The sequence below is a fragment of the Streptomyces sp. NPDC019890 genome, assembly GCF_044903445.1.
In the GTDB taxonomy this organism is placed as follows: Bacteria; Actinomycetota; Actinomycetes; order Streptomycetales; family Streptomycetaceae; genus Streptomyces.
Window position 1 is genome coordinate 505,023 of the sequence record NZ_JBJDQK010000004.1, and the last position, 12,878, is coordinate 517,900.

Here is a 12,878-nt window from a genome sequence, read left to right on the forward strand (position 1 = left end):
TGATGGTCGCAGTCGCGAGGAGGCATTGCCATGTCAGGACCCCGCCCCGTACGGGCACCGCGCGGTACGGAACTGAGCGCCCTGGGATGGCAGCAGGAAGCCGCCCTCCGCATGCTCCAGAACAACCTCGACCCCGAGGTCGCCGAGCACCCCGACAAGCTCGTCGTCTACGGCGGCACGGGCAAGGCCGCGCGCGACTGGCGCTCCTTCGACGCGATGGTGCGCACGCTGCGGACGCTGAAGCAGGACGAGACCATGCTCGTCCAGTCCGGCCGTCCGGTCGGCGTCATGCAGACGCACGAGTGGGCGCCGCGCGTGCTCATCGCCAACTCCAACCTGGTCGGCGACTGGGCGAACTGGGAGGAGTTCCGGCGGCTGGAGGCCCTCGGTCTCACCATGTACGGCCAGATGACGGCCGGGTCCTGGATCTACATCGGCACGCAGGGCATCCTGCAGGGCACGTACGAGACGTTCGCCGCCGTCGCCGCGAAGAAGTTCGGCGGCACGCTCGCCGGGACGATCACCCTGACCGCCGGCCTCGGTGGCATGGGCGGCGCGCAGCCGCTCGCTGTGACGATGAACGACGGCGTGGCGATCTGTATCGACGTCGACCCGCGCGCGATCGAGCGCCGTATCGAGCACCGGTACCTGGATGTGCGCGCGAACTCGCTGGAGCACGCCCTCCAGCTCGCTGTCGAGGCCCGCGACGCCCGCAAGCCGCTCTCCATCGGCCTGCTCGGCAACGCGGCCGAGTTGCTGCCGCGGATGCTCGCCGAGGGGGCGCCCATCGACATCGTGACCGACCAGACCTCGGCCCACGACCCGCTCGCCTACCTGCCGATCGGTGTCGACTTCGACGACATGGCGTCGTACGCGGCGGAGAAGCCCGCGGACTTCACCCAGCGCGCGCGTGAGTCGATGGCCAGGCACGTCGAGGCGATGGTCGGCTTCATGGACGCGGGCGCGGAGGTCTTCGACTACGGCAACTCGATCCGCGGCGAGGCCCAACTGGCCGGTTACGACCGGGCGTTCGCCTTCCCCGGCTTCGTACCCGCGTACATCCGGCCGCTCTTCTGCGAGGGCAAGGGCCCGTTCCGCTGGGCGGCGCTGTCCGGCGAGGCGTCGGACATCGCCAAGACCGACAAGGCGATGCTCGAGCTCTTCCCGGAGAACGAGTCCCTGCACCGCTGGATCAAGATGGCCGGCGAGCGCGTCCACTTCCAGGGCCTGCCGGCGCGTATCTGCTGGCTGGGCTACGGCGAGCGGGACCGCGCGGGCGAGCGCTTCAACGACATGGTGGCGTCCGGCGAACTGGCCGCCCCCCTGGCCATCGGCCGCGACCACCTGGACTGCGGCTCGGTCGCGTCCCCGTACCGCGAGACCGAGGCGATGCTCGACGGCTCCGACGCGATCGCCGACTGGCCGCTGCTGAACGCGATGGTCAACGTCGCCTCGGGCGCCTCCTGGGTCTCGATCCACCACGGCGGCGGCGTCGGCATGGGCCGCTCCATCCACGCGGGCCAGGTCTCCGTGGCGGACGGCACGAAGCTCGCGGGCGAGAAGATCCGCCGGGTGCTGACGAACGACCCGGGCATGGGTGTCATCCGGCATGTGGACGCGGGCTACGACATCGCGGAGTCGGTCGCGGACGAGCGCGGTGTGCGGGTCCCGATGCAGGAGGGCGACGCGTGACGTCGGACGCGGTCAATCCAGCCGGTACGCCCGCATCGGGCGGCACCGGCGCGGCCGGGGATTCGTTCCACCGGATGTGGGGCGACCTCGCCCCGATCGGGCGCGACGCCGACACCCGCGGGTACCGGAGGTACGCATGGACCGAGGCCGACCGTGACTGCCGTGCCTGGTTCCAGGCGCAGGCCGAGTCCCGCGGCCTCGCCTACGAGGTCGACCGCAACGGCAACCAGTGGGCCTGGCTCGGTACTGCGACATACAAAGACGTCACCGCCGGTGACGCCGTTGTCACCGGCTCCCACCTCGACTCCGTACCCGACGGCGGCGCGTTCGACGGTCCCCTCGGCGTCGTCTCCTCCTTCGCCGCCCTCGACGAACTCCGGGGCAGGGGCGCGGAGTTCACCCGCCCGCTCGCCATCACCAACTTCGGTGACGAGGAGGGCGCCCGCTTCGGACTCGCCTGCGTGGGCTCCCGGCTCACCTCCGGGCAGCTGACCCGCGAGGCGGCGTACGAGCTGCGCGACGGCGCCGGGACCACCCTCCCGCAGGCCATGGAGCGCGCCGGGTACGACCCGTCGCGCATCGGCCCCGACCCCGAACGCCTCGCCCGCATCGGCGCGTTCGTCGAGCTCCATGTCGAGCAGGGCCGGGCGCTCGACCTGTCCGGGGACCGCGTCGGCATCGCCTCCGCGATCTGGCCGCACGGCCGCTGGCGGTTCGACTTCCACGGCGAGGCCAACCACGCGGGCACCACCCGCCTCGTGGACCGCCGGGACCCGATGCTGACGTACGCCGAGACGGTCCTCGCGGCGCGCCGCGAGGCCGAACTCGCGGGCGCGGTCGCCACGTTCGGCAAGATCGCCGTCGAGCCGAACGGCGTCAACGCGATCCCGTCCCTCGTGCGCGGCTGGCTCGACTCGCGCGCCGCCGACCAGGGAACGCTGGACACGGTCGTCGCCGCGATCGAACAGGCCGCGAAGGAACGGGCCGAGCGGGACGGTATCGATCTGAGGGTCGTACGGGAGTCCTTCACACCCGTGGTCGAGTTCGAGCACGCCCTGCGCGACGAGCTGAACAAGATCCTGGGCGGTGCGGTCCCCGTGCTCGGCACGGGCGCGGGCCACGACGCGGGCATTCTGTCCGGCTCGATCCCGACGGCCATGCTGTTCGTACGGAACCCGACGGGCGTCTCGCACTCCCCGGCGGAGTTCGCCGCCGAGGACGACTGCGTGGCCGGGGTGCTCGCACTCGCCGACGTATTGGAGGGCCTGGCGTGCAGCTGACGTACTGGGCGGAGCAGGCCTGGCTCGAGACGAATGTCGAGCCGGGCGTGTCCCTGGAGGTGGCGGACGGCCGGATCACGGCCGTACGCACGGGTGTCGAGACCCCGCCGCAGGGCGCCCAGGTCCTGCGCGGCCTGACGATCCCCGGCCTCGCGAACGCGCACAGCCACGCCTTCCACCGGGCCCTGCGCGGCACGGTCCAGGTGGGCTCCGGCACGTTCTGGACGTGGCGCGAGGTGATGTACCAGGTGGCCTCGCGGCTCACCCCGGAGACGTACTTCGAGCTCGCGCGAGCGGTGTACGCGGAGATGGCGCTGGCGGGGATCACGAACGTCGGCGAGTTCCACTATCTGCACCACGCTCCCGGGGGCGTCTCGTACGCCGTCCCGAACGCGATGGGCGAGGCACTGATCGCGGCGGCGGCGGATGCGGGGGTCCGGATCACGCTGCTCGACACGGCGTATCTTTCGTCAGGCTTCGGTCAGGCGCCGAACCAGCACCAGCTGCGCTTCTCCGACGGCACGGCCGAGGCATGGGCGGAGCGGGTCTCCGCCCTGAAGGACAGCGACCATGCGCTGATCGGCGCGGCGATCCACTCCGTACGGGCCGTCCCGGCCGCGCAGCTGGGCACGGTCGCGGAATGGGCCACCGCCCGCCGGGCCCCGCTCCATGTCCACCTCTCCGAGCAGACCGCGGAGAACGACGCCTGCCTCGCGGCGCACGGCTGCACCCCCACGCGGCTGCTCGCCGACCACGGCGTGCTGGGCCCACGTACGACGGGCGTCCACAACACGCACCTGACGGACGAGGACATCGCGCTGCTGGGCTCCTCCGGCACCGGCACATGCATGTGCCCGACGACGGAACGCGACCTGGCGGACGGCATCGGCCCGGCGGTCGCCCTGCAGCACGCGGGCTCCCCGCTCTCCCTCGGCTCCGACAGCCACGCGGTGATCGACCTCCTCGAAGAGGCCCGCGCGATGGAACTGAACGAACGCCTGCGCACCCGGACCCGGGGTCACTGGACAGCGGCGGCCCTGCTCCGCGCGGCAACCTCGGACGGCCACGCCGCGCTGGGCCGCCCGGACGCGGGCCGTATCGAACCCGGCGCGCTCGCGGACTTCACGACGGTGGCGCTGGACTCGGTCCGTACGGCGGGTCCGCTGCCGCGGCTGGCGGTCGAGACGGCGGTGTTCGCGGCGACGTCGGCGGATGTACGCCACACGATTGTGGGAGGCCGGCAGGTTGTGCGGGACGGGGTGCACGCGCTGATCCCGGACGTTGCGCAGGCGCTGGCGAGGTCGATCGGCGCGCTGCGGTCGTGAGGCCGTGTTTTCTTCCCCCACCCCGCCCCTTCCCGTACCTGGGGGCTTGAGAATCAAGCCCGTCCGGCGATTGAGGACACGCCCGAAGGGCGTCCGGGGCTCCGGGGCGGAGCCCCGGTTACGGGAAGGGGCGGGTAGGGGAAACAACCCCCGGAGAGGAACCCATGAGCACCGTTATCACCAACATCCGCAGCCTCGTCACCAACGACCCCGCCCTCGGCACCGGCCCCCTCGGCCTCATCCACGACGCCGCCGTCGTCCTCGACGGCACCCGCGTCGCGTGGGTGGGCCCAGCCGCCGCCGCCCCCGGCGCCGACGAGGCCCACGACGCCCGCGGCCGCGCCGCCATCCCCGGTTTCGTCGACTCGCACTCGCACCTCGTCTTCGCGGGCGACCGCACCGAGGAGTTCAACGCCCGGATGTCCGGCCGCGCCTACTCCGCAGGCGGCATCCGCACCACCGTCGCCGCCACCCGCGCCGCCACCGACGAGGCGCTCGAAGCGAATCTCACGCGCTACCTCGACGAGGCGCTGCGCCAGGGCACCACGACCTTCGAGACCAAGTCCGGCTACGGGCTGACCGTCGAGGACGAGGCCCGCGCCCTGCGGATCGCCGCCGAGCACACCGACGAGGTCACCTATCTCGGCGCCCACATCGTCGCGCCCGAGTACGCCGACGACCCCGCCGGCTACGTCGCCCTCGTGACCGGCGAGATGCTCGACGCCTGTGCTCCGTACGCCCGTTGGGTCGATGTCTTCTGCGAGAAGGGCGCCTTCGACGGCGACCAGGCCCGCGCGATCCTCACCGCCGGCAAGGCCAAGGGCCTGCACCCCCGCGTGCACGCCAACCAGCTCGGCCACGGCCCCGGCGTGCAGCTCGCCGTCGAGCTCGACGCCGCGTCCGCCGACCACTGCACGCACCTCACGGACGCGGACGTCGACGCCCTGGCCGGCAGCGCGACCGTCGCCACGCTGCTCCCCGGCGCGGAGTTCTCCACCCGCGCCGAGTGGCCGAACGCCCGCCGTCTCCTCGACGCCGGCGCGACCGTCGCGCTGTCCACGGACTGCAACCCGGGCTCGTCCTTCACGTCCTCCGTCCCCTTCTGTATCGCCCTTGCCGTACGGGACATGGGGATGACCCCGGACGAGGCGATCTGGTCCGCGACCGCGGGCGGCGCGGCGGCCCTGCGCAGGGACGACGTCGGCCGCATCAGCCCCGGCGCCCGAGCCGACCTCGTACTGCTCGACGCGCCGAGCCATGTCCACCTCGCGTACCGGCCGGGCGTGCCGCTCGTGTCGCACGTGTGGCGTCAGGGCAAGAGGTGCCGGTAGTTGCCCGGATTCAGCGTCAGATAGTCGGCGAAGGACATCGCCGGATGTCCAGTGAGCCGCGGTACCGCATCGGACACCGTGGCCAGCTCACCGGCGGCGATGGCTTCGTACGAGGACACCCACCCGGCGACTTCCCACTCCGGGGCTCCGTATCCGGCACGTGAGGCGTACGCCTCCTCGCGGGTCTGAGGCACATAGCGGATCTCGCGCCCGGTGACGCGGCTCAGCTCGGCGGCGGCCTCCGCGAGGGTGAGCGCCTCGGGCCCGGTGATGTCGTACGTCGCTCCGTCGTGCCCGTCCCCGAGCAGTACGGCAGCGGCCGCATCGGCGATGTCCTCGTGCGCCACCGCCGCGACCCTCCCGTCTCCGGCAGGACCGCTGATCACCCCGTCCGCGCCGGTCATGGCGGGCAGCGCGGTCAGATAGAGGCTGTCCCGCAGGAAGGTGTACGCGAGACCCGTGCCGCGGATGTGCTGCTCGGTGTGCCAGTGGTCGCGCGCGAAGGTGAACGTGGCGTCCGGCGCGGCCCCCAGGAACGAGACGTACACAATCCGCTCGACCCCCGCCGCGGCTGCCGCGTCCACGGCGCTGATGTGCTCCCGTACCCGGTCGGCCGACTCGTGCGCCGACACCAGGAAGAGAACGCCGGCCCCGTCGACCGCCTGCCGCATGGCATCCCCGTCCCCGTAGGACGCGGGCGGCGCCTTGACGCACCCGGCGAGCTCCGGCAGCCGTCCGGGATCACGCCCGAGCAGCCGCGCCCCCACCCTTCGCTCGGAGAGCCGCCGCGCGAGACGCCCGCCGATCTGTCCACCGGCTCCGGTGACGGCGATGAGTGGGGTCATGGGCGCGTCCTCTCGTCGTGCTGCTTGCTCCCGAGGCTACGGCGGCCCAAGCCCCCCACCCTCGGCCTGCGGAGGCGGCGGGCCCGCAGGAGCCTCGGGCTTCCCCTTCTGACCCTCCTGCCCCTCGCGCCTGCTCTCGATCGCGTTCAGGATCAGCACCACGCTCGCCCCCAGCACCCACGCCGCCAGCAGCACCGGCGTCAACCATGCGCTGAAGGGTCCCGCCAGCGAGAGCACCGCCACCACCAGGCCGGACCAGCCGAGCCAGGCCGGGATGGCATGGCTGTCCTGCGCCGCGCGCCAGACCGCGAACAGCATGACCGCCGCGCCCGCCATCGCCGCGATGACCGCGCCGTACGCCACGTTCAGCAGCAGGATCGCGATCAGCGAAGTCCCTGGCAGCACCGGGAAGACATCGGTGTGGTTCACCGTGATCGCGAAGATGTTCCCGGCGAGCGCGGCGACCATCAGGAACGCCACGAAGACCGTCCCTCCCACCAGCACCAGGTGCGAGCGGTTCCCGGCAAGGCGGGAGAGGGCCACCAGGAAGAACAGGAACAGCAGCCCTGCTGCGAGCAGGATGAACGCCGTGGCTTCGGAAGCGTCCCGGTTGCTCTCCTTGAGGTAGAAGAACAAGACCCTCCGAAGCGCGCCGCTGCCACTCACGTCGGGGGTGTCCCACCACAGCACATACCCGGCGATCAGCAGCCCCGCGGCCCCGAGACCGGCTATCCCGGGCCAGAGGTCTCGGTGCTGGAGGGGCTGGGCAGGTTCTGCGTTGTGCGACGCCATCATGGTGCCTCCCACAGGAGAGCCCCCGAGAACGGGTCTTTTGTCACTTTCATTATATTTTGTTAATTGCTACAAGGGCGGCCGAGCCGCGTGGCACAGTGGGGCGATGAAGACCATCGGGCTGATCGGCGGCATGAGCTGGGAATCCAGCGCTGAGTACTACCGGCTGCTCAACGAGCTCGTACGGGAGCGGCTCGGCGGTCTCCACTCCGCCCCCTGCATCCTGCACTCCCTCGACTTCGCGGAGATCGAGGAGCTCCAGGTCGCGGGCGGCTGGGAGCGCGCCGGTGAGATCCTCGCCGACGCTGCCCGAGGCCTCCAGGCGGCGGGCGCGGACCTCCTGCTGATCTGCACCAACACCATGCACAAGGTCGCGGGCCAGGTGGAGGCCGCCGTCTCCGTGCCACTGCTGCATCTCGCGGATGCCACCGCCGATGCCGTACGCGCCGAGGGACTCACCCGGGTCGGGCTGCTCGGGACCGCCTTCACCATGGAGCAGGCCTTCTACCGCGACCGGCTGGCCGGGCACGGCCTCGAGGTGCTGACCCCCGACGCCGACGGGCGTGCGCTGGTGCACCGGGTGATCTACGAGGAGCTGTGCCGCGGAGTCGTACGGGAGGAGTCCCGCTCCGCGTACCAGGACGTCATCGGCAAGCTCGTCGCCGCGGGGGCGGAAGGTGTCGTACTCGGGTGCACCGAGATCGAGTTGCTCATCGGGGCGAAGGACAGCCCGGTGCCGGTGTTCCCGACGACCCGGCTGCATGCCGAGGCCGCCGTGAACGCCGCTCTGGGCGGGCGCTGACGCCCGCCCACGGCATGCGGCTCAGGCCCGGGGCCGAACCGGCAACTCCCGCACGCTGTTGCCCACAAAGCTCGCGTGCCGACGCAGCTGAGCCTCCGGGACCGCCAGGTCCAGCTCCGGAAAGCGGGTGAACAGCCGCTCCAGCGCGATCGTCGCCTCCATCCGCGCCAGGGGCGAGCCCAGGCAGTAGTGCGGGCCGTGCCCCAGCGAGAGATGCCGGGCCCCGCCCGTCCTGGTGATGTCGAAGCGGTCGGCGTCCGGGCCGTGCGCGGACGGGTCGCGGCCGGCCGCCGAGTAACCGGCAAGCACCGGCGTGCCCTTGGGGATCAGGGTCCCGTCGAGCGTGAGATCCCGGGTCGGGTAGCGGAACGGGAAGTAGCTGACCGGGCTGTCCCAGCGCAGCGTCTCCTCGACCACGTCCGACCAGGACGCCTTGCCCAACTGCACGAGATGGAGCTGGTCGCGGTGGCCGCACAGGGCACGGACGGCGTTGGTGATCAGATTCAGCGTGGTCTCGTGTCCGGCGATGATCATCAGCAGCAGGGTGCCGATCAGCTCGTGCGGGCTCAGCCGGTCGCCGTCCTCCTCACGGGCGGCGAGCAGCGCGCTGGTCAGGTCGTCGCCCGGGTTCTCCAGCCGGGTCTGGGTCACCGTCGCGAGGACGGCGACCATCTCGCGGTTCGCGGCCATCGCCTCCTCGGGGCCGATGGAGGTGCTCACCACCTGGTTCGACAGCTGGTGCAGCCGGTCCTGGAACTCGGCGTCGACGCCGAGGAGTTCGCAGATGACGCCCATCGGCAGCGGCAGCGCGAAGCGCGTACGCAGATCGGCCACGCCGTCACCCGCCGCGGCCGCCTCGTCCAGGTCGTCCAGCAGCTGGGTCGTCACCGTCTCGATCCGCGGCCGCAGCTCCTCCACCCGGCGGGCCGTGAACGCCTTGCTCACCAGTGAACGCAGCCTCCGGTGGTCCGCGTCGTCCGCGGTGGTCATGCCCTGTACGGTCGCGAAGGTCTTCAGCGGCCAGCCGTCGGGTATCCGCCCGTCGCGCAGCGCCGTGAAGTGCTGCGCACCCTTGGCGACATCGGGGTGGGCGAGGAATTCCCGGAGCGCCTCATGGCCGAGCACCGCCATGCCCGGTACGTCGCCGGGCAGCACGATCTCGGCGACCGGTCCCGCGGCGAGCAGCCGGGCGTTGTCCGAGTGCGGGCAGCCGCCGGCCGGGTCCATCCGGTGCGGCACATCACGTGAAGTGGTCAACTGAGCTCTCCTGACTCCGCGTTGGGCGGGGGCTCCGGCTGGTCGGGGCGGGGCCGATGAGCAGCATGTCACCGGCCTGGAGCCGCCGCCCGCCGAAGACCGGATCGCGGGCGGAGTACACCTCCCTCCGTCACTCGGACATCATCCGTATCCCGCCTTCCCGACTCCTTCACGGATCCGTCACAAAAGGGGTGACGCTCCCTATCCTGTCGGTATATGGACCGGTACCGTCCTGTATTGGGGAATGGCTCAAAGGGGAGGACCGGGGGGTCGAGTTGAGCGGTGTCCGCAGTGCTGTGCGTATAGATGTGGTGAAACCCGACGATCTTGCCGAGGCGGAGATAGAGGCCTGGCGAGAACTGCGCGCGAAGAGCGGGGCGCCCGCCAACCCGTTCATGGAGCCCGAGTTCACCCTGGCCGTCGGCCGGGTGCGGCCCGCCGCCAGAGTGGCCGTGCTCTGGGAGGACGGACAGCCCGCCGGCTTCTTCCCGTACGAACGCGGGCCACTCGGCCACGGCCGGGCGATAGGCCTGGGCGTTTCCGACTGCCAGGGCGCCGCCCTGCGCCCCGGCGTGCGCGTCGCGCCCCGCGAGCTGCTGCGCGCCTGCGCGCTGTCCGCCTGGGAGTTCGACAACCTCGAAGCCGACCAGGCACTGTTCGTTCCGTCCGCCGCCGAGGAGTTCACCTCGCCCGTCATCGACGTCGGCGCGGGCTATGCGGCGTACGAAGAGGTGCTGCGCGCCCAGTCGCCGAAGTTCCTCAGGACGACCCTCGCCAAGGAGCGCAAGCTGGGGCGGCAGGCCGGCGAGGTGCGGTTCGTGTTCGACGAGCGCGACCCGGCCGCGCTGCGCACACTGATGGGGTGGAAGTCCGCGCAGTACCGCAGGACCGGCCGCAGGGACCGCTTCGCCAAGGAGTGGATCAACACCCTGGTCCGGCTGCTGCACGAGACGCGCACGCCCGGCTGCACCGGAGTGCTCTCCGTGCTGTACGTCGCCGACCGGCCCGTCGCCGCACACTTCGGGTTGCGCTCGCGCACCGTCCTGTCCTGCTGGTTTCCCGCGTACGACCCGGAGTTCGCCAAGTACTCACCGGGCCTGATCCTGCATCTGCGGATGGCCGAGTCCGCCGCCGCGGAGGGCATCGGGATGCTCGACCTGGGGCGCGGGTCCTCGGAGTACAAGGACGCGCTGAAGACCGGCGAGCTGCGGGTGCACGAAGGCTCCTCGGTACGGCCGGGGGCGCGGGCGGCCCTGTACTGGATGAGCCGTGAGCCCTCGCGCCTCGCACACAGCTTCGTACGCAACCGGCCGCGGCTCGCCGGATACGCGCAGCAGACGCTGAAGCAGATCGGCCGGCTCCGCGGCCAGTGACGGGGGAGAGCCATGGAAAGCACACCGCTCGGACCGCGGCCGGCCGAGCTCCAGGTCACCGAGCTCGACCTGGACGGGCCCGACGGTGCCGTCCTGAGCTTCGGCCCCGCCCTGCCGGGCGGACCGGCCGTCCGCGGCGGTGACGTCTACGCCCTCGTGCGCCTGCGCGGCCGGCCCGTCGCCACCGTCGTCTGCCGTGTCCCGCCCGGAAAGCAGCCCGCGGACGCCGTCGCCGCCACGGCCCGCGCGAAGCTCGCGGGCCGCGAGCCGACGGCCCCGCCCGGAGACAACGCGCTCGGCGACGACGCCCCCGGCCCGCAGGAACCACGGGATGCCGGGCGCCTTGAGGGCGATCTGCCGCGTACCAGCGTCGTCGTCGCCACCCGCGAGCGCGCCGACCAGCTGGCCCGCACGCTGGACTCGCTGTTCGCCCAGGACCACCCCGACTTCGAGATCGTCGTCGTCGACAACGCGCCCGCGACCAGCGCCACCCAGGACCTCGTCGAGCGCAAATACGGCAAGCGCGTCCGGTACGCCCGCGAGTCCGTGCCCGGTCTCGCGATGGCCCACAACCGCGGCATCGCCGTCGCCGACGGCGCGGTCATCGCCTTCACCGACGACGACGTGGTGGCCGACCCGCACTGGCTCACCGCGCTCACCGCGCCCTTCGCCGCCGATCCGGGGCTCGGCTGCGCCACCGGGCTGATCCTGCCCGCCCGGCTGCGCACGCCCGCGCAGATCCTCCTGGAGAGCCACGGCGGCTTCGCCAAGGGCTTTGCGGCACGCGAGTACGATCCGGCGCACCCGCCCGCAGACGAGCCGCTCTTCCCGTTCACCGCGGGCAGCTTCGGCTCCGGCGCCAACATGGCCTTCCGGGCCACGGCGCTGCGCGACATCGGCGGCTTCGACCCCGCCACCGGCACCGGCACCCCCGCCAGGGGCGGCGACGACCTCTACGCCTTCGTCAGCGTCCTCGTCGCCGGGCACCGGCTGCGCTACACGCCCGAAGCGCTGGTCTGGCACCACCACCGGGAGACCTGGCAGGACCTGAAGAACCAGGCGTACGGATACGGCGCCGGCCTGACCGCGTATCTCACCGCCGTACTCGCCCGCCATCCCGCCATGCTGCCCTCGTTGCTGCGCAAGCTCCCCCGGGGACTGGCCCACGCCCGTACGATCACCGCCCACCGCGACGCGGCGGGAGCGGCGGGGCCGGGCGGGCACGGCGCGCAGGACTACCCATGGCCGCGCCATCTCTCCAGGCTCGAGCGCCGCGGCATGCTCGCCGGGCCCCTCGGGTATGCGAAGGCACGCCGCAGGGTCCGGGGCCTGCCGCTGCCCTGGGACCAGCGGGCCAGACCCCAGGGGGACGGATGACGACACCCCGGATTCCCGTACTGCTCTACCACGCCGTGACGGACGATCCGCCCGACTGGATCGCCGAATTCACCGTCACACCCAAGGACTTCGGCGCGCAGCTCGACGCGATCGTCGACAGCGGCCGCACACCGGTCGGGATCAGTGCGCTCGCCGGGCACTTCGCGGGCAACTCAGTGCTTCCGGACCGGCCCGTCGTGCTCACCTTCGACGACGGCTTCGCCGATCTGCCCGGCCCCACCGCCGAGGCGCTCGCCTCCCGCTCGCTGCCCGCGACCGCGTACCTCACCACCGGAGCGATCACGCCGGGCCGGTGCAGTCTGCTGCCGCCCGCGCCGATGATGACGCTCTCGCAGGCGCCGCTGCTCGAGCAGTACGGCCTGGAGGTCGGCGCCCACACCGTCACCCACCCGCAGCTGGACACTCTGCCGCCCCGGGCTCTGCGCCGCGAACTGCGCGAGCCCAAGGCGGTGCTCGAGGACCTGCTCGGCCATGAGGTGGCGCATCTCGCCTATCCGCACGGCTACAACAGCCGAGCGGTGCGCAAGGCCGCTCTCGGCGCGGGCTACGCCTCGGCCGTGGCCGTACGGCATGCGCTGAGCTCCGGGACGGACGAGTCGTACCGCATCGCCCGCCTCATCCTGCGCCGCGGCCACACGGTGGCGGACATCGAGGCGTGGATGGACGGGCGTGGCGCGCCGGTCGCGCCGTATCCCGACTCGCTTCCGACGATCGGGTACCGGCTCTTCCGGCGCGCCCGCGCCGCCGTCAAGGGCCCGGTCTTCGCGGGCTGACGGATCGGCC

General features: G+C 72.1%; 11 protein-coding genes. 8 read left to right on the forward strand and 3 right to left on the reverse strand.

Annotation, left to right across the window (positions count from 1 at the left end; genetic code table 11):
- Positions 1-30: 30 nt before the first annotated feature.
- From hutU to hutI, 4 genes are all read left to right on the forward strand, one after another.
- Positions 31-1,692, forward strand: a complete 1,662-nt coding sequence (hutU, locus tag ACI2LP_RS14585) for a urocanate hydratase (RefSeq protein ID WP_404724868.1) — start codon at positions 31-33, stop codon at positions 1,690-1,692.
- 74 nt (positions 1,693-1,766) lie between these two features.
- Positions 1,767-2,972 carry an allantoate amidohydrolase gene (locus tag ACI2LP_RS14590; RefSeq protein ID WP_404724940.1) on the forward strand — a complete coding sequence of 402 codons (1,206 nt, stop codon included), beginning with the start codon at positions 1,767-1,769 and terminating at the stop codon, positions 2,970-2,972.
- Positions 2,963-4,297, forward strand: coding sequence for a formimidoylglutamate deiminase (locus tag ACI2LP_RS14595; protein WP_404724869.1), 1,335 nt, complete (start codon positions 2,963-2,965; stop codon positions 4,295-4,297). Before ACI2LP_RS14590 ends, ACI2LP_RS14595 begins: the two co-directional genes overlap by 10 nt.
- 164 nt (positions 4,298-4,461) lie before the next feature.
- Entirely contained in the window at positions 4,462-5,628 is a 1,167-nt protein-coding gene (gene hutI, locus ACI2LP_RS14600) for an imidazolonepropionase (protein ID WP_404724870.1), read from the forward strand.
- Here the strand turns inward: hutI and ACI2LP_RS14605 are convergent.
- Both ACI2LP_RS14605 and ACI2LP_RS14610 read right to left on the reverse strand, forming a co-directional pair.
- Positions 5,607-6,473 carry an SDR family oxidoreductase gene (locus tag ACI2LP_RS14605; protein ID WP_404724871.1) on the reverse strand — a complete coding sequence of 289 codons (867 nt, stop codon included), beginning with the start codon at positions 6,471-6,473 and terminating at the stop codon, positions 5,607-5,609. The two genes, hutI and ACI2LP_RS14605, sit on opposite strands and share 22 nt — an antisense overlap.
- A gap of 36 nt (positions 6,474-6,509) precedes the next feature.
- The gene (locus ACI2LP_RS14610; RefSeq protein WP_404724872.1) at positions 6,510-7,268 is read right to left on the reverse strand and encodes a hypothetical protein; all 759 of its coding nucleotides are present in this window, start codon (positions 7,266-7,268) and stop codon (positions 6,510-6,512) included.
- A gap of 103 nt (positions 7,269-7,371) precedes the next feature.
- Here ACI2LP_RS14610 and ACI2LP_RS14615 point away from each other — a divergent pair, with 103 nt between their 5' ends.
- Positions 7,372-8,067: an aspartate/glutamate racemase family protein gene (locus tag ACI2LP_RS14615; RefSeq protein ID WP_404724873.1), complete on the forward strand. Its 696-nt coding sequence runs from the start codon at positions 7,372-7,374 to the stop codon at positions 8,065-8,067.
- Between the two features lie 21 nt (positions 8,068-8,088).
- Here the strand turns inward: ACI2LP_RS14615 and ACI2LP_RS14620 are convergent, their stop codons facing one another.
- Positions 8,089-9,294 carry a cytochrome P450 gene (locus ACI2LP_RS14620; RefSeq protein ID WP_404724941.1) on the reverse strand — a complete coding sequence of 402 codons (1,206 nt, stop codon included), beginning with the start codon at positions 9,292-9,294 and terminating at the stop codon, positions 8,089-8,091.
- A 326-nt stretch (positions 9,295-9,620) separates the two neighbouring features.
- Here ACI2LP_RS14620 and ACI2LP_RS14625 point away from each other — a divergent pair, with 326 nt between their 5' ends.
- The 3 genes from ACI2LP_RS14625 to ACI2LP_RS14635 are packed head-to-tail and all read left to right on the forward strand — an operon-like array spanning position 9,621 to position 12,868.
- Complete coding sequence (locus tag ACI2LP_RS14625) at positions 9,621-10,697, forward strand: GNAT family N-acetyltransferase (protein WP_404724874.1); 1,077 nt, start codon at positions 9,621-9,623, stop codon at positions 10,695-10,697.
- Positions 10,698-10,709: 12 nt separating this feature from the next.
- A complete protein-coding gene (locus tag ACI2LP_RS14630; RefSeq protein ID WP_404724875.1) occupies positions 10,710-12,074 on the forward strand; it encodes a glycosyltransferase in 1,365 nt (454 codons plus the stop codon).
- On the forward strand, positions 12,071-12,868 hold the full coding sequence (locus ACI2LP_RS14635; protein ID WP_404724876.1) for a polysaccharide deacetylase family protein: 798 nt from the start codon (positions 12,071-12,073) through the stop codon (positions 12,866-12,868). The genes ACI2LP_RS14630 and ACI2LP_RS14635 overlap by 4 nt, the downstream gene beginning before the upstream one ends.
- The last annotated feature ends 10 nt before the right edge of the window (positions 12,869-12,878 follow it).

Excerpts from the sequence above, each read along its gene's own strand:
- hutU (WP_404724868.1), top strand. The coding sequence starts at position 31 with ATGTCAGGACCCCGCCCCGTACGGGCACCGCGCGGTACGGAACTGAGC.
- ACI2LP_RS14590 (WP_404724940.1), top strand. The coding sequence starts at position 1,767 with ATGTGGGGCGACCTCGCCCCGATCGGGCGCGACGCCGACACCCGCGGG.
- hutI (WP_404724870.1), top strand. The coding sequence starts at position 4,462 with ATGAGCACCGTTATCACCAACATCCGCAGCCTCGTCACCAACGACCCC.
- ACI2LP_RS14605 (WP_404724871.1), bottom strand. The coding sequence starts at position 6,473 with ATGACCCCACTCATCGCCGTCACCGGAGCCGGTGGACAGATCGGCGGG.
- ACI2LP_RS14610 (WP_404724872.1), bottom strand. The coding sequence starts at position 7,268 with ATGATGGCGTCGCACAACGCAGAACCTGCCCAGCCCCTCCAGCACCGA.
- ACI2LP_RS14615 (WP_404724873.1), top strand. The coding sequence starts at position 7,372 with ATGAAGACCATCGGGCTGATCGGCGGCATGAGCTGGGAATCCAGCGCT.
- ACI2LP_RS14620 (WP_404724941.1), bottom strand. The coding sequence starts at position 9,294 with ATGGACCCGGCCGGCGGCTGCCCGCACTCGGACAACGCCCGGCTGCTC.
- ACI2LP_RS14630 (WP_404724875.1), top strand. The coding sequence starts at position 10,710 with ATGGAAAGCACACCGCTCGGACCGCGGCCGGCCGAGCTCCAGGTCACC.
- ACI2LP_RS14635 (WP_404724876.1), top strand. The coding sequence starts at position 12,071 with ATGACGACACCCCGGATTCCCGTACTGCTCTACCACGCCGTGACGGAC.